The sequence below is a fragment of the Scytonema hankhaensis NUACC26 genome (assembly GCF_045865695.1).
Taxonomy (GTDB): domain Bacteria; phylum Cyanobacteriota; class Cyanobacteriia; order Cyanobacteriales; family Nostocaceae; genus Scytonema.
This window is the reverse complement of the sequence record NZ_BAACAP010000174.1, coordinates 16,481-37,608: the sequence shown is the minus strand read 5'-3', so window position 1 is coordinate 37,608 and position 21,128 is coordinate 16,481. Positions and strand designations below refer to the sequence as shown.

Genomic DNA, 21,128 nt, shown 5'->3' with positions numbered 1-21,128 from the left:
TTATCACAAAAAACTAATTTCCTTATTTTATCTAGCCAAAGTGGTATAGTTATTGTCACAAGTAAGATAGTTAGTTGAGTTAGCTACTGCTGTAGTTGGGCTTAAGGATTCACAAGCTACTGCTACTGTCAAGGCTTCAGAAGTAGCAACATCACCTACGGTAGTACCTGCTACACCATAGTAGGATTTTAAAGCGTTTTTCCTTGCGACTGCTTTAATTTGGGCATAAGGGTTAGGAATAGTACCGCTAGAATAACCACCACCATTGATAGCATAGCTGTAGTTATCTGTTTGGTTCTTGATACCTACTTGCAAAGCTGGGAGACTGCTCGCAAACAGTTGGTATTCCAAATAATAAGCTTGTTGAGCGCGATTGCTAGCACCAACGTAATTTTTAGCTTCAGACTGTTTAGCTTTATTAACTTGACCTAGTAGCGAAGGTAATGCAATAGCTGCTAACACACCTATAATAATAACTACTACGAGTAGTTCAATCAGTGTAAAACCTTCTTCAGTTCTTTTTTTACGGTTGAGGTGTTGTAGGAATTTGACTTGTAGTTCTGGCTTAAGCATTGGGGGTCTCCTCTAAGTTTGGGATACTTGATTGCTGAGTTCTAGATATAACTTACCCACTTCAAATTGGTTCTTATCACTCTCAAGAAAAAACTTTTGCAACCACACTTGCAAGTTTTACAAGCATCTTTCCAAAAGCACGTAGAGAAAGACTTCTAGCTTACACAGGAGTTCTCGAATTTCATGAAAAGCTTCTTCATAACTCTTTGGCTCTAGGGTAATGACATCTAAGGGTCTAGTTAGCAACCAACGTTCCACCAAAGAGGTAAATGGTTGTTCTTCTTCCCAAAGCGGTAGCAAGCAAGCAGCCATAGCACTATCTATCTCTACAGTTCCTCGAGCAGGAAGATTAATGTAGCTACCAATCGACCATAAACGTTTCTCAGCGATACAATTTATCAGAGCTTCTTGAATATGACGCTTTCTCAACTGAGGATGGAGATGTACTCGTGCGCGTTGCCAATCCGTGAAAGTCCATTCACAAACTGGTACAAACAGCTTTGTGTCGTTAGGGTGACCGCACCAAAAGTCAATCAAGCGATGAGTGGGATGCAACAGTTCAAATAAATGTAGCTGCTGTTCTATTGATAAATCTGGTAAGCTCATAGCGAGAAACGCTGGTAAATCATCACGTTCTTTGAACAAATCTATTAATTCCCAGTGTCGCCACTCCACCATGCTGATAAACTCTAACTCAGATGCTTCTAAAGCACTAAACATTTCTTTGACGGTATAACCTTTGTCGCCTTGCAGTAAATGATTGAGTAATGCTAAATTGGGAGACTCATCGAATGTTCCATCCCAAGCTCTTTGCTTTAAAATCACGTCATCCTTTAAAGCTCTCATTGTTTCTCTGACTAATTCAGCCTCAAATTGCTGCGGTGGAGCATCTAGGAACCCCATCATTTGGAAAAGCTCTTGAGCTTGGTAGTAGTAAAACCTCTGTCGAGAGCTGTGAAGATTAGTGTGAATAATGCCACCTGGTTTCAACACAGACTTCATTACCTGTAATCCTAAAACTGCATCAGGCAGTAAATAGAGAGTTTCATCACAGTTAATATAATCAAATTCTATGCCTAGTTTAGGTAAATCTTCTATTGACAAAGTATAAAACTCTGTATTTTCCCAACCGTGATATTTCAATCGCTGACCAGCTATTTTCACCGATTCTTCTGATAAATCGATACCAATAATTTTGGCTTCTGGATTTGCTTCTGCTAAAGCTAAAGATGTATAACCCGTCCCACAACCTGCATCTAAAATGAGTTTTCCTTCAGAATCTATAATTTCTTGATTTCTTAAATAGAAAGGAGTGACTAAATTATAAACATAAAGCAAATTTAGATTACGTTTTGGAGATTGTTCTAAGGGAGCATTGGGATAGGGAAGCTGATTAAAATGCTGACGAATTTTTTGTCTATACTCTAATGTTTGGTCGATCATTGGTGTATTTTTCCTAATCTTGCCTTTATAGTTCACACTTTTGTGCTAATGCAAAAGAGGTTCTGGCAGTTATTGAGGCTAGCGGTTCAGTCATAAGTATTCCCAATTCTTTACCGCTTCTATCAAACTTGAGTTATGCTATACTAAGTCGTAGTCATTATGAGTTTATGTAAAGAGCATGACCAACCCGACAGTAGAAAACGTAGTCATTATCGGTTCTGGTCCAGCAGGTTACACGGCTGCTATCTACGCCGGACGTGCAAACCTCAAACCTGTTGTCTTTGAAGGTTTCCAAGCTGGGGGATTACCTGGTGGTCAGTTGATGACAACCACTGAAGTGGAAAACTTTCCTGGTTTCCCCGAAGGAATTACCGGACCAGAATTAATGGATCGAATGAAGGCTCAAGCGGAACGCTGGGGAGCTGAGTTATATACTGAAGATGTTATTGAAGTTGATTTCAGCCAGCGTCCTTTTACAGTCCGCTCTGAAGAACAAGAATTTAAAACCCACAGTGTTATTATCGCCACTGGCGCAACTGCAAAACGGTTAGGGCTACCCCTCGAACACGAGTTTTGGAGCCGGGGTATTTCAGCCTGTGCAATTTGTGACGGTGCTACACCTATATTCCACGGTGCAGAATTAGCTGTGGTTGGTGGCGGTGACTCGGCTGCTGAGGAAGCTATTTACCTCACCAAGTATGGCTCTCAAGTGAATTTGCTGGTTCGTTCTGACAAAATGCGGGCTTCTAAAGCCATGCAAGACCGCGTTTTGAATAACTCTAAAATTGTCGTTCACTGGAACACGGAACCAGTAGATATTTTTGGTGATGAAAAACACATGGAAGGTGTCAAAATTAAAAACACCAAAACAGGTGGCGAAAGCGAACTGCACGTTAAGGGGTTATTCTACGCGATCGGTCACACTCCCAATACCTCTTTATTTAAAGAACAACTGGAACTAGATGAAGTCGGGTACGTTCTAACCAAACCCAATTCTCCAGAAACCAGTATAGAAGGCGTATTTGCTGCGGGTGACGTACAAGACCACGAGTACCGTCAAGCAATTACGGCTGCAGGTAGTGGTTGTGCAGCAGCAATGTTGGCAGAACGCTGGTTGTCTTCTAACGGATTGATTCAGGAATTCCATCAAAAACCGGAAACTCCAGATAATGAGTTAGAACACCCCGCTAAGAAAACAGAAGAACAGCAAGCAAGCGAGTTTCATATTGAGACAACTCGCCATGAAGGAAGTTATGCTTTACGCAAACTCTTCCATGATAGCGATCGCCTTCTGATTGTCAAATATGTTTCTCCCGGTTGCGGTCCTTGTCACACCCTCAAGCCCATCCTCAACAAAGTTGTCGATGAATTTGACGCTCAAGTTCACTTTGTCGAAATCGACATTGATAAAGATAGAGACATAGCTGAAAATGCAGGTGTTACGGGAACCCCAACAATTCAGTTCTTCAAGAATAAAGAGTTATTGAAAGAACTCAAAGGCGTCAAGCAAAAAAGTGAGTATCGCCAATTAATTTCTAGCAACTTGTAGTCTTGTGGCGTTCCCATCATCTAATACCATTTTGCATAAGTGGATTTTAGATTTTGGATTGAAGTAGCATTCTGTTTTCAAATTGGTATGGCTTTTTTTTGTGGAACGGGCGTCTCGCCCGTTCTTGTATAAAGAAAGACGATCCGCCCTGACCCCCCTGAAAAAGGAGGGAAATCCTCAAAAAATTTAATACAGGCAGGGGCAGAATGGTAATAAAACTATAGAGCCGTTATTCAACTTTTTTTTGTTTAACATAATTGCGAAAGTCATCTATTGTAAGTTCATCCAGCCATCGATGACGTTCTTTGGTATAATTCCCATAGCCTGCTTCTATCTGCTGTAAAAACCTTAGCGTTCCTGCTACTCCTAACTCATTGATTAGGGCTTTATATCCTTTTTGTCTAATTTCCGTCAGTTTCATAGTTGTCCTCCTCAGTTTGCAAAATATTCATTAGCCAAATTATTGGGTTTTCAATTTTTATTCTGAAAACACTTTGAAATTGCTTTGCCTTCCTAAGAAGTCGATCGTCTGTCGTCAAAAATACATCTGTATCTCCCTCTTTTACAAAAGCTAAATGCAAAGCATCGTGATATTTAAAGCTCAACTTCATTAATTCTTCTGATCTCAAGTCAATATTTTCATTTGATTCAATAAAAAGGTTTGCTATATTCAAGATTGATTTGACCTGTTCTTGTTTAAATGAGTCTGAATGTTGGCTAACCTCAAATTCAATAATATCGCTATTCATGAGTATCCACTTGCCCTCTTCGCAATTTTGAATAATTTCCGTTACTGCGTCAGCCTCCATCCGAATCCGAGATTGCTCTAAATCGTCCAAAGCTCGATTCAGACAACAAACATCAAGATAAATTTTGTAAATTTTACTCATACTGTAATTATTAGTTTGACTTTCTAAGATAAAAGCGTGCTTTGGATAAATGAGAAAGAATGTATCACAAGCTGACACGGGAGGCGGAGTCTGGGAATGAGGGGCGAGCAAGAGAGCAATCTCTTTTCTTATAGAACGGGCGAGACGCCCGTTTTTTTATCAATAGGAGCATTCCCTTATCTACCAAGTCTTACTCAACAGCATAAGAGGTAAATTGGCGTTTAAAAGGAGAATGAAAGCCAATAACAATATCTGAGTGAGGTACGCCCAATTTAACTAACCTTTCAGCGATCGCATCTTCCGTACCATTATATTGAATCCAAATTTTCCCCTTAATAATATCAAAATGTAAGACAGGTCCAAAAACCCGTTTATCTCCTTTCCAACCAACATAAGTCAATTGATAATGGTCATTTTTAGAATCTATAATAAGTTGTGGTTTTACTGGATCGGTATTAGAACTAGTTTGTGCGTGCTCGCTTAAAATTTGTTCAATTAGTTGACGATACTGTTCTATTTTGTCCATTGCAGTATTTCCTCCTGTGTTGGATCGTAAATTATTAATTTGACTTGAGAACGTCGAAGCGCACGTTGAATAAATGGAAGTTGAAAAAAATCTTGATAAGTTTCGTTAGGAACAGCTAAATATAAAATTCTTTCTGGTTGTTGTTCTTCAAGAGCCTGAGAGTAGTTGATATACTGACCAAGTGCCGTATGAAATTCGCTTATATCCGAGTCAGCAATAAAACTTTTGACTTCAACTGCTATTTTTTCTGTTTCGCGTTCTGCTGCAATAGAACTACTAGCAGCTAAATCTATTTGGACTTTAACTGCCTCACTGATACGAATAGTTAAAGGGTCATCAGTGATTGTCCACCCATCCTTAATTAAAGCATTTTTTGCTTGTTGGTGGAAAATATCTTTAGCCATCTTACCATCTCTAGATTCACAGAGTTTGCAACTCTTATTAAAGATTTTAGCTGAAGGAGTGTTTATAAAGTAAATTTGAAGTTACTAAATCTGGAGGTTTGTCACACTAACTCTGACGGATGGCAAGATTGACAACTTCTCAACGGATGAATCATAGAATGGAAGGCGGAGCCTTAAGTAAGGCATTCCCAGGCGGAGCCACCGGATCGAGGGGGTAGAAGTTGTGACCGAGAGAGGACTCTATCATTTTGTAGTACGGGCGAGACGCCCGTTCCACGTCTTAAAGGTCATCATCTCAAATTAATTTGTGTTTTTGTACCATTGCATAAAGCGCCCCGATATGTAAAATGGGGATTTGTATTCAGAAGTTATTAACCTCAGTTTTATATAAATGACCGTTACAAAAACTCCTAAACCAAGATTTTTCCGCTTTGCTAAGAATCCTAATCTATCCCAGCAACTCATGTGGATTGGACTGGGAATTACTCTCTTTTTTATCTTTATCGCCATCTTCACCCCTGTATTTCAAAGCTTGGGATGGGTTCAGGGTCCCACCTCTACCAAAGGAAACCTCGTTCAGCAGCCACCCTCCCTCGAACATTGGTTTGGTACCAGCCGTCAAGCCTATGATGTGTTTTCTCGAACTCTGTTTGGCGCTCAAGCTGCTTTGCAAGTTGTGGTGCTAGCAACAGCGTTAAGCATGGTCATTGGTGTTCCTTTGGGGATGGTTAGTGGTTACGCGGGGGGTCAATTGGATAAAGCTTTGCTGTTCCTCATGGATAGTATCTACACTCTACCGGGGCTGTTGCTTTCAGTCACTCTGGCATTTGTTGTAGGAACTGGAATACTCAACGCTGCGATCGCTATCAGTATTGCTTACATCCCTCAATACTACCGTGTTGTCCGCAATCATACTGTCAGTGTAAAAACAGAAGTCTTTATTGAAGCAGCACAAGCCATGGGTGCTGATACATGGCAAGTTCTTTCCCGGTATCTATTTTTCAACGTTATTCAAAGCGTACCCGTTCTTTTTACCTTGAATGCTGCTGACGCCATTTTGACTTTGGGAGGTTTGGGCTTTTTAGGGTTAGGGCTACCCCCTGGAGCACCAGAATGGGGTCAAGATTTAAAAAGAGCATTGGACGCACTACCCACAGGTATTTGGTGGACTGCTCTTTTCCCTGGGTTAGCCATGACACTAATGGTTGTAGGGCTATCGCTGCTAGGAGAAGGTTTAAACGATTTTGTTAATCCTCGTTTGCGAAAACAAATTCGGCAGTAGAGACTATTTTTGCTAAGCTATGTTGAAAATGGCAACTGGCGATTGGGGACAAGGGATTGGGAAAGAGACATCTTTTCCTTTATCATGGGCAATTGCCTGTGAGTATCTATAATTTGGAATTAACATCTGTGGCTTTTGATAACTTGGAGAAAAACTTAGATATGAAGACACTAGAAGAAATTGAGGAGATTCTGAAACAGAGTAAGCCTCTTTTGCACGAAAACTACCAGATTACACAACTTGGTATCTTTGGTTCTTACGTTCGTGGCGAACAAACTGAGAATAGCGATGTCGATGTACTTATCGACTATGAGCATGCGCCTACATTATTTAAACTGGTTGAAATCCGCGATTATCTCAGCAATTTGATAGGTATGAAGGTAGATATAGTCACAAAAAATGGTTTGAAGCCAAGAATTCGCGAGCAAGTATTATTAGAAGTTGTTTACGTGTGATGCAACATGACGGGACGCTCAATCTCAGAATTTCTTCAAGATACGCTGGATGCCATCACAGACATTGAAACTTTCACCGATGGAATTGATTTTGAGACATTTCAGGCAAATCGAGAGAAACTTTTAGCTGTTGTAAAGTCAATTGAAATCTTACTCCCTTCCCGCCAGAAGATTACCTATAGGCGCTTTGGTGGGCAATGCCCACCCTACAAAGATTGGTAGAATCTGTGAAGTACAGCGACTCGATTGGTAAACCTTGCCAATACCAATTTGAAAAACTACACGGCAGATAGTTGGATGCAATTGAGTCCAGACAAGGTTTTCTCAATCCAAAATGCAAAATCTAAAATTTCAAATGGTATAACCTATTATTTGTTCTATTATTACTGAGAAACTTGTATGAAAGATAACTTATCTTTAATGGCTGCTGCTGCTGGTGGTTTTATGCTTTCTGTTGCCTTAGCTGGAATCCTACATGGCAGCCCGGTATTATCATCGCAAAGCCGACCTAGCGTTCATTCTCTGACTGTAACCACCTTTCGCTCTGCGACTCGTGAGAAAAACGAGGATGTGGAATTTTTTAACGACGGTGGGAATGGGTAATACAGGGATGCCTTCTACCAATATGCTCGGTCACTGCTTTGTACGAGGATTGATAAAGTGGAAAATTCTCAAGTAATTGGTATCGACTTGGGGGGAACGGCAATCAAATTGGGGCGTTTCGCTAGTGATGGTTCTTGCTTGCAATCGCTAACCGTACCAACGCCTCAACCCGCCACACCACTGCCTGTTGTCAAAGCTATTGTAGATGCGATCGCGCAGGTCGATCCAGAACAACAAGCAACTGCCATAGGAATTGGAACTCCCGGACCATCAGATGCAGCTGGACGCATTGCTAAAATTGCTATCAACTTACCAGAGTGGCGCGATGTTCCTTTAGCGGATTGGTTGGAAGCAAAAACTGGTAAGCCAACTGTTGTAGAAAACGATGCCAATTGTGCGGGTTTGGGCGAAGCTTGGCTGGGCGCGGGGTGTCGTTTTAAAAATTTTATTTTGCTAACGCTAGGCACTGGGGTAGGTGGAGCCATTATCTTAGATGGTAAACTGTTTGCTGGGCATTATAGAGCAGCAGGAGAACTAGGATTAATTACTCTTATCCCAGATGGTCTAGTCTGTAACAGTGGCAATCAAGGTTCTTTAGAGCAGTATGTTTCGGTAACTGCGATCCGCCGCCGCACTGGAAAAGATCCAGCAGAATTAAGTACTTTAGCAAAAGCCGGAGATGCAGAAGCCTTGATATTTTGGCAAGAATATGGTATACAACTGGCAGCAGGATTAGCGAGTTTGATTTACGTGCTGACACCAGAAGCGGTTGTGATTGGTGGTGGAGTCAGTGCGTGTGCCGAATTTTTCCTACCATCAGTCCATGCCGAAATTGAGCGCCGAGTGGTTCCTGCTTCACGTGTTGGGCTGCATATATTGCCAGCAGAATTGGGTAATGCAGCTGGAATGGCAGGTGCAGCGAAGTTGGCGTTTTTGAAATTGGGCAATGGGGAACTCGGGGTCCCCTCTGGGGATAAGGGGCAATGGGGAACTCGGGGTCCCCTCTGGGGATAAGGGGCAATGGGGACTAGGGACTGCGGATTAGTAGTTTTTAACACCCATTCCGTACCCTAACTGTCACAAACGGTAATTACTGAGTGAAATCTCTAAAAGCTGAGATTTCACAAGGAAGATATTTTAAAAATAAAAGACTAATTAGCGATTTTCTACGGTTACTTTAGAAAACCATAACCCCTAAAAATAGTGGTTATTTGAATATGACAACTGATTTTTAGAGGTTAACCATTTTAATACAGCAAACTGTTTAACCCACGATTCTTTACCAAGTGCAGTAGCTTAAGAGATGTTCCACTAGGCCGAACAGGTGTTAGGCGCGGCTGCAAGCTTGGCGATGTTGTCTCCTATTGGGGAAAATGTCGGGAATCTGAGTTTTAACAACTAGCTACTAACAACCAACCACTAACAACTAACCCTTTACCTCCCACAAATACCCTGTTGTCTTTTGGATATATTCCACTACAATTTCATACGACTCTGGATTACTGACAGGGTGGATGATAATTGGGATAGTGCTGTCTGGTAACCAAAAAGTTATCCTACCGTTTGGTTCTTTACAAAAAGAACTGATTTTATCAAGGTTGACTATATACTCATTTCGTTCGTAAAGGATTTTTACCCAATAACCTCTGTTAAATCCCACTCCTGTCACGTATTCTATATAGTTCAGAATTTGTTGATAATCTTCTAAGTTACTTTGAGGGTTGACAATAATTGGAATGGCGCAATCGGGTAGCCAGAACGTAATTCTGCCGTTACGTTCGTGGCAAAAAGCAGTTACGTGCTCAAAATTGACTACGTACTCATTTCTTTCATAGTAAATTTTCACCCAGTACGCCACAAATTTTCCTCATTTAATAATTGTTGGTGGTTAGTTGTTAGTCGTTGGTTGTTAATCGATAATAACCACTAACCACTAACCACTAACCACTAACTACTTCTACAGGTTTCTGTGTATCGAAAGATACGTTAGAACGCGCTACAGCAGCTTGAATAAAACCTTTGAACAAAGGATGAGGTACGCTAGGACTCGATTGAAACTCAGGATGAAACTGGCAAGCAAGAAAGAACGGGTGTTTGGGGAATTCAATAATCTCTACAAGACGCCCATCGGGAGAAGTTCCACTGATGATGTAGCCTGTGTCTACAAATAGATTGCGGTAAGCGTTATTGAACTCATAGCGGTGTCTGTGACGTTCGTAAATGACTTCTTCTTCATAAAGCTTGTACGCTAAAGAATTTGGTAGTAAGCGACAAGGATACAAACCTAAGCGCATTGTTCCGCCTAAATCAATCACATCTTGCTGTTCTGGTAACAAGTTAATGACTGGGTTGTCGGTATGAGGGTCAAATTCAGCACTATTACCATCTTTTAATCCGGCTATGTCTCTTGCCCATTCAATTACGGAACATTGCATTCCTAAGCACAATCCTAAAAAGGGAATTTGGAACTGACGGGCATATTTTATGGCTGCTATCTTGCCATCGACTCCTCGGACGCCGAAACCACCAGGTACAACTATGCCATCCACACCTTCCAAACAGTTTTCACATCCCTCAGTTTCTAATTTTTCGGAGTTTACCCAACGTAAATGTAGTTCGCTACTGAAAGCTATTGCTGCATGGCGCAATGCCTCTACTACAGAAAGATAGGCATCGCTTAATTGTACGTACTTACCTACGATCGCAATTTCTACCCGGTGTGTAGGGCTGTGCATTTTCTGCACTAACGTTTGCCACTGTACCAAATTCGGTATTCGTTGCTCCATATTCAGCAACTCTAATGTTTGCTCTGCCAACCCTTCTTTTTCTAAAATGAGGGGTACTTCATAAATACTTTTGGCATCTTGAGATGTAATCACGCATTCCACTGGGACATCACAAAACTCGGATAATTTGTGTTTTAATGATGCAGGGACTGGGCGATCGCACCGACAAATTAAGATATCAGGTTGAATCCCAATAGATCTGAGTTCTTTTACCGAGTGTTGGGTGGGCTTAGTTTTCATTTCACCTGCTGAAGCAATCCAGGGCATCAACGTTACGTGCGTATACAGTACGTTATGCCGTCCTACATCTTTTCGGAATTGGCGGATAGCTTCCAAAAAGGGCAATGATTCAATATCTCCTACCGTACCTCCTATTTCTGTAATAACCACATCAGGGTTAGTATCTTTAGCAACTCTGACGATCCGTTCTTTAATTTCATTAGTAATGTGAGGAATGACCTGCACCGTGCCGCCATTGTAATCGCCGCGACGCTCTTTATTAATCACAGCTTGGTAAATTGACCCCGTAGTCACGCTGTTCAATCGCGACATAGAAGTATCAGTGAAGCGTTCGTAGTGTCCCAAATCCAGATCCGTTTCTGCACCATCTTGGGTTACAAACACTTCACCGTGTTGGAAGGGACTCATTGTACCGGGATCGACATTAATATACGGGTCAAGCTTGAGAATTGACACGGAGTAATTGCGAGATTTCAGCAATCGTCCCAGACTTGCTGCTACAATTCCTTTACCAATACTAGAAACAACCCCGCCAGTAACAAATACAAACTTAGTCATAGGATTCCAAATGCCTTGCGACTCCCAAAAATATATCCAGTCATTGTGACATAGTGAGTGGGGATTGGGGATTGGGGATTAGGGATTGGGATTACCACCAACAACTAACAACTGTACGGGTGCAATGCCTTGCGCCCCTACTAACCATTAACCACCAACAACTAACCACTAACTAACCACCAACAACTAACTTTTGTAAACTATTATTCTATCTTGACGTGAAATCAGTACTAGGATTAGTCATAATAAGTTCTATAGTTATTACCTCCAATATAGTTTTGGCTCAAGAGCAATCCTTGAAGATTGTTTATCCACCAGCACAGCACCAGACGATCGCTCGCAAGGTATTTTTCATTGGCACGGCACCATCCAAAGGACAAGTTTTTATTAATGGTAAGCCTATCGCTCGTAGCAAAGCAGGTCATTTTGCTCCAAGTTTCCCCTTGGAGTTAGGAGAAAATACTTTTAAGATCCGCTATCAGGAGCAAGAAGTCCAAATCAAGGTGACGAGAGTTTCTTCTCAACCTGAAATACCGCAAGGGCTAACCTTTGCTAAAGATTCTCTCACTCCTGCAGTCGATATCGCTAAACTTCCTGGGGAACTTATCTGTTTTAGCGCAATAGCTGCCCCAAGTGCTAGTGTTTCTGTGAAGCTGGGAAATCAAACAATTCCTCTGTTACCCCAGCAACAAGTGGCGCAACTTCCACCTAACTCTGCTGCTTTAACAGGGCAAAACCAACCATCTGTCCAAGGGAATACGGGTAAGTATGCTGGCTGCACGACAGTGGCGGTTGCTGGAGATCTGGGACAACCTCAGTTTCAACTAACGCTGAATGGCAAAACCATTACTCAACCTGGTTCTGGAAAAATTACTATCCTCTCACCTACACAATCAGAAGTTATTGAGGTGACAGCAGACTCAGGGGTGGCTCGCACGGGACCAAGTTCGGATTATTCTAGATTGACACCTCTACCAAAAGGCACTCAAGCAACAGTCACGGGAAAACACGGTGAGTGGTTGCGCTTGGATTATGGCGCTTGGATTAATAGTAAGGAAACTCGCGTTCTCGCAGGGGCTATTCCTCCAAGTACAATTATTCGGAGTGTCGGATACCGCAAACGCTCTGGCGTGACGGAAATGGTTTTTCCTTTACAAGTTCCAGTTCCCGTAAGCGTACAGCAGAGCGATCGCAATTTTACTCTCACTCTTCATCATACAACTGCCCAAACTGATATTATCCCTTTGGATGATAACCCTGTAATTTCTCGCTTGGATTGGCAACAACTACCGACTTCCTCACAGATAGGACAAGGAGGAGTGCAATACTCTTTTCGCCTCAAATCAGATCGACAGTGGGGGTATAAGCTGAGGTATGAAGGCACGAGTCTTATTTTAGCCTTACGTCATCCTCCTAGTGGTATAGATGTGAAGAAGCAAAAACCGTTGACGGGTATTAAAATCTTGGTCGATCCGGGACATGGAGGGAAAGAGTCTGGTGCATCTGGTCCGACTGGTTATTTAGAAAAAGATGTGAATTTAATCGTCTCTAAATTGCTGCGCGATGAGTTGGTGAAGCGCGGGGCGACAGTGGTAATGACACGAGAAGACGATCGCGAAGTCTCTTTAGCAGATCGAGTTGCAGCGATTGATAAAGAAGAGCCAACTGTTGCTGTCTCCGTACATTATAATTCTTTACCCGATGAAGGCGATGCTGAAAATACCAAAGGCGTTGGAGCTTTTTGGTATCATCCCCAAGCTCACAACTTAGCTATTTTCATGCATAACTATATAGTCAATAAGTTAGGAAGACCCTCTTATGGTGTGTTCTGGGATAACTTAGCACTGACACGTCCGGCAAGTGCGCCTTCTATCTTGTTAGAGTTAGGTTTTATGAGTAACCCTAATGAGTTTGAGTGGGTAACTGACTCTCAATCGCAAAAGAAGTTAGCAAAAACCGTCGCCGATGGAATTGTTGAGTGGTTTGCAGCTGGTGAATAAATGAGGAGAATCTTAAACTTCACACTGTATTTCACATTATTGTCCTAATATAGTTACAGGGAGCGGGTAATATCTCTCGTCTCCGACTACGTTTAATTTCGCGCTCAAGCTCCATACAAGGATGTAGAAAGTGGTTAATATCAACCCACTCATTGCACAACCACCCCCAGAGATACCACTAAAAGATGCACCTCTTGTTCGAGTGATTGCACAGGTGCGCTTTCCACCCATTCTTTCGATTGAAAAAAAAGATTTTGTGGGTTCATTTCAAGAAGCAATTCGAGAAAAATATCCTATCCTAAAACCCGAACAAACTCAGGGTTTAGTTTTTAGCCCTCAAGGTATTGTGCAAACTACACCTCAAATGACTTGGCGATTTGTGGACACAACGGATAGTTGGAGAGTTTCGCTAGCACCTAACTTTGTAGCAATTGAGACAACTGATTACTTGAGTCGTAGTGATTTTTTAGAGTGGTAAACCCCTTGTCGATTTATTAATCGCAGGTGAGTACGAAGTGGTTAGGCAAATTCTCGGTCCCGGTCATGCTTTTCAGAAGCCGAAGTTAGGTTGATTATCTGAAGATGCACGTATGTCACGTGTACCACTGAATCCAGCAGATCTGGTTGATGCTCTCCAAGATACTATCCATCGTGAAGTTGGGCGATCCAAACTAGCTAGAACGACAAGGAGTCGTAGAAATAATAGTGGGCAATGAAAGGGATGTTTAGATTCTAACAATCGACACCGCTCTGAGAGAGTGGTGTCAGGGTGATTGTGTGCTTGGAGAGCACTGGTTCTTATACCGCTTTAATCCTCAACGTCCTTTGACATCTGACTCTGTTAATCTTGCACAAGAAGAAACCGATCTTGCAGAGTCTGAAGTCAGAGGATTTGCAGTGGTTACACAAACCTGTGATATCGTGCGTTCTTGTGTGGAGCGACCATTCATAGAAATTGTTCCTCTTGTAGAGGTTGAAAAACAACGGATGCATGAGATACAACGAAGTAGATTACCACGTTATGCCTAGATCTCAGGAGTTTCTGAACTTAATCTTGTTGCCGATCTTGACCGTGTAATGACAGTGGAAAAGGCGTTGGAGCTTTTTGGTATCATCCCCAAGCTCACAACTTAGCTATTTTCATGCATAACTATATAGTCAATAAGTTAGGAAGACCCTCTTATGGCGTGTTCTGGGATAACTTAGCACTGACACGTCCGGCAAGTGCGCCTTCTATCTTGTTAGAGTTAGGTTTTATGAGTAACCCTAATGAGTTTGAGTGGGTAACTGACTCTCAATCGCAAAAGAAGTTAGCAAACACTGTCGCCGATGGAATTGTTGAGTGGTTTGTAAACGAGGCTGAAAAATGAGTTGAGTGTTGCATCCTACAATAAGTATACTTTCTTTAAGTAAAGCTTTTTGAATCCGAAATAAGTTACCTATTCAACTAGAAAACTCTCTTGTTTCTTCTAAAAAATCAAGAACTTTACACACTTTTCTTACTTTTATTACACGTTAGCCACTCTCTATTTTTTGAAACAATACAGCGGGTTTCAGTTGGGTGCAGTACATAAAAAAGTTATGGAACCGCAGATGAACGCACCCTCAACGCAGATAAATCTGTATTTCATTCAAGACTAATTTCCAAACTCCCGAAGTGGAGCATGAGGAAAATTGGATACGTTTAGTCATGCTTGCCTACGTACAATTATGGGCTGCGAAGCAATTATCTAATCATTTACCAAGACCGTGGGAACGTTATTCACAGCAAAACAATGATAAAATTGTTTCTCCCAGTACTGTACAGCGTGACTTCCAAAGAATTATTTCCCAGATCGGAAAACCAGGAAATTCGCCAAAACCCAGAGGAAATGCCACTGGTCGGGTGAGGGGTCAGACCCAGACGAAAAGATCTAAGTATCCTGTTATCAAAAAAATGCAAAAATCAAACATTCCACAGTCGCCATCTGCGTAGATTTTCTGCAAATATACTTATTTTACTTAGTTAGTCTCATAATTGGGATAAGAAAACTGCGTCTTTTTTTATTTGCGACCGTACTATTTTGTCCAAAGTCCAATTAATAAGTAAAGCAATAAAGTTCACAGTTTCTTTAAAAAGATTCTTGATTTATACTTGAAATTGCAGAAGATAAAAGCTATATTTGTTTTCGACAATACTTAGTAAAAACAAATAAGTACTCTGAAAACCAAAGCAACAACTAACTAGAACACTTTAGAATAGAAATGTGTTTGAAGTTACAGATTGATGTACAGTGGTTAGTGACTGTAGTTGTGGTTTGAAGTGTACTACTTAATTCAGTAGTCATTGCCGTATAGAAAGGTTAAAAAAGCTATGCAACCTCTCTGTGCATTTACCAACATTGTGAGGAGATGAGATTTTATGAACAGCAAAACTGGATTCACTGCTTTTGCGATCGCAGTTTACTATACTTTGACGCTTCAAGGGAGGTCGAGCAGGGTTGTTCCAGTGTAATAGTGTGGAAGTGCGAGTGACACAACTAAACAAAGTTCTCACACCGTAAAGTGAAGCAAAAGAATACAGCTACCCTACAGCAGTTATTAGAAAAGAGGTAATACCTTTAGAGGTGTCATGACTGAGTACAAATATTGACATTTTCATAGCAAAAAGGTTCTCCTTCAGTTTGAGAATGAATATCGAGCAGCAAATATACATAATGAAGTTAGAATCCTATTTTTTTAGGAAGATCTGATTAAACGATGATATTTGAGTCATTAAAAGATAGCCTATGCTATGAGACCAAAGTATTCACAGAACTATTTCAATGTCGGCTTTCATTTCGCATTGAATTTGTAGATAGGGAATTTGTATGGAAACAAAAGGCTCTCCACAAGAAATAGATATTCAAAAATATTTGCTAGTTTTGAAGCGTCGCTGGCATATCATAGCAGGAGTTATGCTCGTATTACTAGGATTGTCAGGGAGTGCTGTATTCTGGCAAAAACCGGTTCTTTCGTAGGTGTCGTGCTAAATGTTTAATTACAGTCGATAAATGTGCTTTAAAATCAAGGCTTACAGGCGCTTCTAGTCTAAATTTTATCAATCTTGCCTAAAAGACAGGTAATAATGGCTGTTACGATTGTCCAGCAAGGGTTTCAAGCTTATTTATTGACGAATTTAGCACGCGCTTTGTACGCAAGAACCCAAATGACAAACAACAAATGACAAAGGACAAATGACAAATGACAACAAAATTAAAATCAGCAGTTATTGGTACGGAGGCAATCTCCAAAGAGCATCTCAATATGTTGTTGCTGAAGCCCTACGACGGGGACACCAAGTGCGTGCAGTGGTGCGACCTTCGAGTCATGAAAAGCGTTTAGCTTGGCGCAATCACCCAGAGGTAAAACTGGTTCGTATCGATTTGCGGCGAAAGGATGGTATTATTGATGCTGTGCGAGGTGTAGATGCGGTTATCCATTTGGCAGCCGTTAAAGATGGTAAATTTTACTCGCGATTTGCTGGTACAGTTATTGCCAGCGAAAAATTGCTTGATGCCATGATTGAGGCTCAAGTGTTGCGGCTCATTGATATCAGCACCTTCTCAGTTTACAACTATTCTTCTGGAAAAGCAATTACTGAAGACACACCCCTTGAAAGTCATCCCCTCGAACGGGATGAATACGCTCAAGTCAAACTTGTTCAAGAAGAACTCGTCCGCGAGTTTGAGCAAAATTACAAATCCCTTGGGGCAGAGGTGACGTATATTCGTCCTGGAACGATCTATGGACGAGATAACCTCTGGAACACTATTCTTGGGGCAAAATTGACCGACAACCTCTGGTTGAAAGTCGGCGGTCACGCACAAATGCCCTTGACATATGTTGAAAAATGTGCGAACGCAATTGTTAGTGCCGCCGAACGTGATGAGGCAATTGGTCAAACCATAAATATAGTGGACGACAACTTGCCTACTCAGAATGTCTATGCTGGGAAACTAGCTAAATACCTAGATAATCTACCCCGCACAATTCCCATTGGTTTGTGGCTTTTGTACTTGTTCGCCTGGATATTTTGGACTTATAACAAGCGAGTTCTTAAGGGACAAGCAAGGCTACCTGGCATAGTTGTCCCAAGAATTCTTGATGCGAGGTTCAAGCCATTTCGCTATAGTAATGCCCGTGCAAAAAAAGTTTTGAACTGGACTCCCCGCTATTCCCTTGATACTGCACTTGAGCGCAGTTGTAGCGATATTGAGTTGCTAGAGGTTCCTTCTTCCACACCCTCGTTGCAAGTTTTGACGCAAAACGCATAGAAACAATACTCAGCGATCGTCAACTTCGACAAGCATTTGGCACAGCAGGTCGAGCCAAAGTGGAGAAAGACTTCAACATTAATTATGAAGTGAAACGATTGCACTGCCTTATTTATCGGAGTGCTGGTTCTATTTCTTACAATTCGGCATTCTTTGGGTTTTGGACTGCCGATTCAAGCTCTCTTTTAACAAGCCAATGTAAAAATTGGCGATTTCTCGGTTGACGTAACTGAATTAAAACACTCGTTTCTTAATTACACTCAGTCATAATCAAGGGGTATTACCATGCTTTATCGTCCTTCTCGTAGAACTTTTTTAAAAACAGCTAGTGCAGCTTGTCTGGGTTCAGCAGTAGCTGGTAAGTTACTTTCTCCTGAAAGGAGCCAAGCCCAAACTGTTTCTCTTTCGGGAGCGTCATTGAAATCCGCTGCATCAAGGCACGGGCGTTACTATGGAGTAGCACTGAATTCCTGGACATTGCAACAAGACGCTGTATATGCAAACATCACTGCCCAGGAGTGTTCGATCGTAATTGCTGAAAATGCTTTAAAGTGGGATGCTACAGAACCCGATCCCGGTCGGTTTACTTTCGAGCAAGCTGATATAATAGCCAATTTTTGTCGCAGTCATGGTATTAGATTGCACGGTCATACATTCGTCTGGCATGAAGCATTACCATATTGGCTTCAAGGCAATTATCCTCCTCCCTTGGATGTCCTTGAAAGACACATGCTAGCGCTTATTCCTCGATATCAAGACATTACCTATGCTTGGAATGTAGTTAATGAGGTTATCAATCACTACGATCGGTATCAATTACGCGTACCCCGAGAATATATTCGAGATGCTTTTTATATTGCTGCTTCAATAGCCTCTCCTCAAACACAATTGGTGATTAATGACGATGTTCTGGAGAGAAATGAGGGCAAGCAATGGGAGATGCTCAAGCTTCTGGAATATCTTAAGGGTCAGAATGTAAAAGTCGATGGTGTTGGCATTCAAGGGCATCTGTTTCTGGTAGATGACAGTCATAATTTTGCCCCTTTCTCTAACTTCCTAAACAATGTTCGGAATCTGGGAATTCGACCATATATTACTGAAATGGATGTTGTAGTACCAAAATACAGTAACCAAGAAACGATAGAGCAGATAGATTGGCGTACTGCTGATTTGTATAAACGTCTTCTGGATGTTAGCTTAGCTGGCGGTATTAATCATATTTTTACATGGGGTCTTAGCGATCGATATACATGGTGGAGGCAATATCCATTCCTCTCATATATTACTGACAATGGTTTTAGAACAGTAAATCAAGTCAGACCGCTGCTTTACGATGACAATATGCAACCAAAATTAGCACGCCAGAGAGTCTATGAAGCGTTCATCTAATCATAATTGAACAAATTTGGGTTCGCGCTGTCCCCACCTAAAAATACTTGAAAAATATCTACATTTTATGTGGGTTGAGCGAAGCCAGTAGAAAATGCTTCTGATATAAATCTCGCTCTTACTTTTATGAGATAATTTTATATTATTCGATTCTTTTTTAAGATTTTGGTACATAGTTATTTTTATCATACTATAGAATTGCTATTTGATTTTTGAAATACACGTAGGTAGGGCTAAAGCCCACCATATTCAGGCTGTGGTGGGCTTTAGCCCTACCTACAGATACTTAGATTTTTTGAAGAATCAAACTGAATTCCTATATAGATAATGATGTACTCGTTCATTAGTAATAGTTCTAGTTTGATTTATTTCGGCACAGGCATTACTATGATTGAGTCTATGTTATATTTCCTTTGCTTTCCCTTTTTAAAGAAATCAAAAATGTAAAGCTTTCTTAACGTATTCGCGACTTAGCGTAAGGTTATTGGTCGCGAATTTTGGATTTTTATAATAAGTCTAATATTCTCTACATATTATCTTGCTCGTACTAGATAAATTGTAAATTATTAATAATAAAGTTTATCTTTGATAAAAAAAAATTATGCTCATTCATAATGTTTTCTAGCTCGGATTGTGCATAAAAACGTTTTTTTAAAAGTTAGTGTCAACAGACCAAGGAGAAAATTTTGAAATATCGCATAGCTTTAAGCCCTGTAGGCAATTTAGAGTTTACATACCTTTACATAGTTCGGTTTTTTCCCACCTACCTACTTAAGCCAAATTACAAATGTTTGACAAATGATTGCAATATTTAATACATATTATTTTGCTAATGTCGTATAAATAATGCAAGAATTTATTTTGTGTCGGGATTTGCGATCGCTCGAACGCGCAAGCCGTACCCGGCTTATCGCGAAGCGCAAGCCGTACCCGGCTTATCGCTCGAACGCGCAAGCCGTACCCGGCTTATCGCGATCGCAAATCCCTAGCGGTGTAAATACAAACGCTTTTTGATAAGTTACTACAATATAATCAATTAAGGAGAATAACTTGAAGTATCACATAGCTCTAAGCCCTTCATGTGACTTGCAAGGTATAGCACATAACGCTCAAGCCAAAATTTGCCCTTCACATTCCATTTGGGAACTAAGTCAGCTTTTAGGAGCAAAGGTTTATCAAGCAGGAGAAGAAAAGGTTCTACCTATAGACCGAATGTACGCAAAGATTATAGGACGTCCCGAACACTGGGCTTTAGCACGGAAGTTGTCTCTAGAGTTACAAGAGGGTGATGTTATTTATTGTAATGGCGAACATATAGGTATTCCGCTAGCTACAGTTTGCAATCATGAAGGGAGGCGGCTCAAATTTGTTGTCTATTTCCATAATATAAATAGACCACGAGGTCATTTAGCATTAAAGTTGTTTAAGATAGCAGACAAAATTGACTTATTTGTGTCTACTGCGCCTTCACAAATTAACTTTCTCCATCATTACTTAGGGTTACCCAAGCATCAAGTTTATCAATTGTGTTCGCAACCAGTAGACTTATCCTTCTTTACTCCAGGGCTTCCCTCAAACAGCAAGGAACGTCCGATTATAGGAAGTGGAGGTTTAGAAAAACGCGACTATCGAACTCTTGCTAATGCCAGCAAAGATTTAGATGTTGATATAAAAATTTGTGCTTTCTCACATAATGCCAAAACATTAAAGCGTTCTTTCCCAAAAGTCATACCGAGCAATATGTCATTTCGTTTTTACGAGTGGAATGAATTATTGCAGTTATATCGTGATTCCGATATAGTGGTCATCTCTCTTCTTAAAAATACCCAAGAAGCGGGTCTTACCACTTTGTTTGAAGCAATGGCTTGTCGGCGACCTGTTGTGATAACCCGTGCGCCCGGTCTGATCGACAACTTAATTGATGCGGGTATAGTTATGGGTGTTAATCCCTATGATGCCACCGGGATGAAGCAGGCAATACAAAGCCTTTTAAATGACCCTCACAAAGCCGAAATTTATGCACAGAGGGGTTATGAACTAGTACAGAAGCAGTACAATCAGGAAAAATATGTTCAATCTTTGTTCGCACAGTTGACTTCTAGACATGACATAGCAATCTAAGCAGATAATTAAAT

At 41.0% G+C, this 21,128-nt stretch carries 23 protein-coding genes and 2 pseudogenes; 17 read left to right on the top strand and 8 right to left on the bottom strand.

Going from position 1 to position 21,128, the window contains the following annotated elements; translation table 11 throughout:
- Positions 1-27: 27 nt before the first annotated feature.
- Both ACKTT2_RS15590 and ACKTT2_RS15585 read right to left on the bottom strand, forming a co-directional pair.
- Positions 28-573 (bottom strand): type IV pilin-like G/H family protein, encoded by a 546-nt coding sequence (locus ACKTT2_RS15590; protein ID WP_407888408.1) that lies wholly within the window; start codon positions 571-573, stop codon positions 28-30.
- 117 nt (positions 574-690) lie between these two features.
- The gene (locus tag ACKTT2_RS15585; protein WP_407888406.1) at positions 691-2,016 is read right to left on the bottom strand and encodes a class I SAM-dependent methyltransferase; all 1,326 of its coding nucleotides are present in this window, start codon (positions 2,014-2,016) and stop codon (positions 691-693) included.
- Between the two features lie 178 nt (positions 2,017-2,194).
- Between ACKTT2_RS15585 and trxB the strand changes: the two genes are divergently transcribed.
- On the top strand, positions 2,195-3,565 hold the full coding sequence (trxB, locus tag ACKTT2_RS15580) for a thioredoxin-disulfide reductase (protein WP_407888404.1): 1,371 nt from the start codon (positions 2,195-2,197) through the stop codon (positions 3,563-3,565).
- Positions 3,566-3,794: 229 nt separating this feature from the next.
- Here the strand turns inward: trxB and ACKTT2_RS15575 are convergent, their stop codons facing one another.
- From ACKTT2_RS15575 to ACKTT2_RS15560, 4 genes are all read right to left on the bottom strand, one after another.
- On the bottom strand, positions 3,795-3,986 hold the full coding sequence (locus tag ACKTT2_RS15575) for a hypothetical protein (protein WP_407888402.1): 192 nt from the start codon (positions 3,984-3,986) through the stop codon (positions 3,795-3,797).
- Positions 3,967-4,455: a PIN domain-containing protein gene (locus ACKTT2_RS15570; protein WP_407888400.1), complete on the bottom strand. Its 489-nt coding sequence runs from the start codon at positions 4,453-4,455 to the stop codon at positions 3,967-3,969. The genes ACKTT2_RS15575 and ACKTT2_RS15570 overlap by 20 nt, the downstream gene beginning before the upstream one ends.
- A 190-nt stretch (positions 4,456-4,645) precedes the next feature.
- The gene (locus ACKTT2_RS15565) at positions 4,646-4,981 is read right to left on the bottom strand and encodes a XisI protein (RefSeq protein ID WP_407888398.1); all 336 of its coding nucleotides are present in this window, start codon (positions 4,979-4,981) and stop codon (positions 4,646-4,648) included.
- Positions 4,969-5,385, bottom strand: a complete 417-nt coding sequence (locus tag ACKTT2_RS15560; protein WP_407888396.1) for a XisH family protein — start codon at positions 5,383-5,385, stop codon at positions 4,969-4,971. The genes ACKTT2_RS15565 and ACKTT2_RS15560 overlap by 13 nt, the downstream gene beginning before the upstream one ends.
- Before the next feature lie 391 nt (positions 5,386-5,776).
- Between ACKTT2_RS15560 and ACKTT2_RS15555 the strand changes: the two genes are divergently transcribed.
- From ACKTT2_RS15555 to ACKTT2_RS15535, 5 genes are all read left to right on the top strand, one after another.
- Positions 5,777-6,667 (top strand): ABC transporter permease, encoded by an 891-nt coding sequence (locus tag ACKTT2_RS15555; protein ID WP_407888394.1) that lies wholly within the window; start codon positions 5,777-5,779, stop codon positions 6,665-6,667.
- A 98-nt stretch (positions 6,668-6,765) separates the two neighbouring features.
- Positions 6,766-7,122, top strand: coding sequence for a nucleotidyltransferase family protein (locus ACKTT2_RS15550; protein ID WP_407888392.1), 357 nt, complete (start codon positions 6,766-6,768; stop codon positions 7,120-7,122).
- A gap of 6 nt (positions 7,123-7,128) precedes the next feature.
- Positions 7,129-7,344, top strand: a complete 216-nt coding sequence (locus ACKTT2_RS15545) for a HepT-like ribonuclease domain-containing protein (protein ID WP_407888390.1) — start codon at positions 7,129-7,131, stop codon at positions 7,342-7,344.
- Positions 7,345-7,521: 177 nt separating this feature from the next.
- Positions 7,522-7,725, top strand: coding sequence for a hypothetical protein (locus ACKTT2_RS15540; protein WP_407888388.1), 204 nt, complete (start codon positions 7,522-7,524; stop codon positions 7,723-7,725).
- A 57-nt stretch (positions 7,726-7,782) separates the two neighbouring features.
- Positions 7,783-8,739, top strand: a complete 957-nt coding sequence (locus ACKTT2_RS15535) for an ROK family protein (RefSeq protein ID WP_407888386.1) — start codon at positions 7,783-7,785, stop codon at positions 8,737-8,739.
- A gap of 412 nt (positions 8,740-9,151) precedes the next feature.
- Here the strand turns inward: ACKTT2_RS15535 and ACKTT2_RS15530 are convergent, their stop codons facing one another.
- Together ACKTT2_RS15530 and pyrG are read right to left on the bottom strand one after the other, a co-directional pair.
- Entirely contained in the window at positions 9,152-9,583 is a 432-nt protein-coding gene (locus ACKTT2_RS15530; protein ID WP_407888384.1) for a hypothetical protein, read from the bottom strand.
- Between the two features lie 82 nt (positions 9,584-9,665).
- Positions 9,666-11,309 carry a CTP synthase gene (pyrG, locus tag ACKTT2_RS15525; protein ID WP_407888380.1) on the bottom strand — a complete coding sequence of 548 codons (1,644 nt, stop codon included), beginning with the start codon at positions 11,307-11,309 and terminating at the stop codon, positions 9,666-9,668.
- A gap of 218 nt (positions 11,310-11,527) precedes the next feature.
- Here pyrG and ACKTT2_RS15520 point away from each other — a divergent pair, with 218 nt between their 5' ends.
- The 11 genes and pseudogenes from ACKTT2_RS15520 to ACKTT2_RS15470 all read left to right on the top strand — a co-directional run bounded on the left by ACKTT2_RS15520 (position 11,528) and on the right by ACKTT2_RS15470 (position 21,114).
- Positions 11,528-13,309, top strand: coding sequence for an N-acetylmuramoyl-L-alanine amidase (locus ACKTT2_RS15520; RefSeq protein WP_407888378.1), 1,782 nt, complete (start codon positions 11,528-11,530; stop codon positions 13,307-13,309).
- Between the two features lie 130 nt (positions 13,310-13,439).
- Entirely contained in the window at positions 13,440-13,787 is a 348-nt protein-coding gene (locus tag ACKTT2_RS15515; RefSeq protein ID WP_407888376.1) for a TIGR04255 family protein, read from the top strand.
- A 112-nt stretch (positions 13,788-13,899) separates the two neighbouring features.
- On the top strand, positions 13,900-14,025 hold the full coding sequence (locus ACKTT2_RS15510; protein WP_407888374.1) for a hypothetical protein: 126 nt from the start codon (positions 13,900-13,902) through the stop codon (positions 14,023-14,025).
- A gap of 61 nt (positions 14,026-14,086) precedes the next feature.
- On the top strand, positions 14,087-14,338 hold the full coding sequence (locus ACKTT2_RS15505; protein WP_407888372.1) for a hypothetical protein: 252 nt from the start codon (positions 14,087-14,089) through the stop codon (positions 14,336-14,338).
- 50 nt (positions 14,339-14,388) lie between these two features.
- Positions 14,389-14,679, top strand: a pseudogene (locus ACKTT2_RS15500) (N-acetylmuramoyl-L-alanine amidase family protein); the annotation flags it as partial.
- 266 nt (positions 14,680-14,945) lie between these two features.
- Positions 14,946-15,284, top strand: a pseudogene (locus ACKTT2_RS15495) (NF041680 family putative transposase); the annotation flags it as partial.
- An 874-nt stretch (positions 15,285-16,158) separates the two neighbouring features.
- A complete protein-coding gene (locus ACKTT2_RS15490; RefSeq protein ID WP_407888370.1) occupies positions 16,159-16,308 on the top strand; it encodes a hypothetical protein in 150 nt (49 codons plus the stop codon).
- A gap of 216 nt (positions 16,309-16,524) precedes the next feature.
- Positions 16,525-17,604 (top strand): NAD-dependent epimerase/dehydratase family protein, encoded by a 1,080-nt coding sequence (locus tag ACKTT2_RS15485; protein ID WP_407888368.1) that lies wholly within the window; start codon positions 16,525-16,527, stop codon positions 17,602-17,604.
- Positions 17,605-17,889: 285 nt separating this feature from the next.
- Positions 17,890-18,993, top strand: a complete 1,104-nt coding sequence (locus ACKTT2_RS15480; protein ID WP_407888366.1) for an endo-1,4-beta-xylanase — start codon at positions 17,890-17,892, stop codon at positions 18,991-18,993.
- A gap of 846 nt (positions 18,994-19,839) precedes the next feature.
- Positions 19,840-20,007, top strand: coding sequence for a hypothetical protein (locus ACKTT2_RS15475; RefSeq protein WP_407888364.1), 168 nt, complete (start codon positions 19,840-19,842; stop codon positions 20,005-20,007).
- A 36-nt stretch (positions 20,008-20,043) separates the two neighbouring features.
- A complete protein-coding gene (locus tag ACKTT2_RS15470; RefSeq protein WP_407888362.1) occupies positions 20,044-21,114 on the top strand; it encodes a glycosyltransferase family 4 protein in 1,071 nt (356 codons plus the stop codon).
- Positions 21,115-21,128 lie beyond the last annotated feature (14 nt).

Coding starts and splice junctions, on each gene's coding strand:
- ACKTT2_RS15590 (WP_407888408.1), bottom strand. CDS start 573: ATGCTTAAGCCAGAACTACAAGTCAAATTCCTACAACACCTCAACCGT.
- ACKTT2_RS15585 (WP_407888406.1), bottom strand. CDS start 2,016: ATGATCGACCAAACATTAGAGTATAGACAAAAAATTCGTCAGCATTTT.
- trxB (WP_407888404.1), top strand. CDS start 2,195: ATGACCAACCCGACAGTAGAAAACGTAGTCATTATCGGTTCTGGTCCA.
- ACKTT2_RS15575 (WP_407888402.1), bottom strand. CDS start 3,986: ATGAAACTGACGGAAATTAGACAAAAAGGATATAAAGCCCTAATCAAT.
- ACKTT2_RS15570 (WP_407888400.1), bottom strand. CDS start 4,455: ATGAGTAAAATTTACAAAATTTATCTTGATGTTTGTTGTCTGAATCGA.
- ACKTT2_RS15565 (WP_407888398.1), bottom strand. CDS start 4,981: ATGGACAAAATAGAACAGTATCGTCAACTAATTGAACAAATTTTAAGC.
- ACKTT2_RS15560 (WP_407888396.1), bottom strand. CDS start 5,385: ATGGCTAAAGATATTTTCCACCAACAAGCAAAAAATGCTTTAATTAAG.
- ACKTT2_RS15555 (WP_407888394.1), top strand. CDS start 5,777: ATGACCGTTACAAAAACTCCTAAACCAAGATTTTTCCGCTTTGCTAAG.
- ACKTT2_RS15545 (WP_407888390.1), top strand. CDS start 7,129: ATGACGGGACGCTCAATCTCAGAATTTCTTCAAGATACGCTGGATGCC.
- ACKTT2_RS15540 (WP_407888388.1), top strand. CDS start 7,522: ATGAAAGATAACTTATCTTTAATGGCTGCTGCTGCTGGTGGTTTTATG.
- pyrG (WP_407888380.1), bottom strand. CDS start 11,309: ATGACTAAGTTTGTATTTGTTACTGGCGGGGTTGTTTCTAGTATTGGT.
- ACKTT2_RS15510 (WP_407888374.1), top strand. CDS start 13,900: ATGTCACGTGTACCACTGAATCCAGCAGATCTGGTTGATGCTCTCCAA.
- ACKTT2_RS15490 (WP_407888370.1), top strand. CDS start 16,159: ATGGAAACAAAAGGCTCTCCACAAGAAATAGATATTCAAAAATATTTG.
- ACKTT2_RS15485 (WP_407888368.1), top strand. CDS start 16,525: ATGACAAATGACAACAAAATTAAAATCAGCAGTTATTGGTACGGAGGC.
- ACKTT2_RS15480 (WP_407888366.1), top strand. CDS start 17,890: ATGCTTTATCGTCCTTCTCGTAGAACTTTTTTAAAAACAGCTAGTGCA.
- ACKTT2_RS15475 (WP_407888364.1), top strand. CDS start 19,840: ATGCAAGAATTTATTTTGTGTCGGGATTTGCGATCGCTCGAACGCGCA.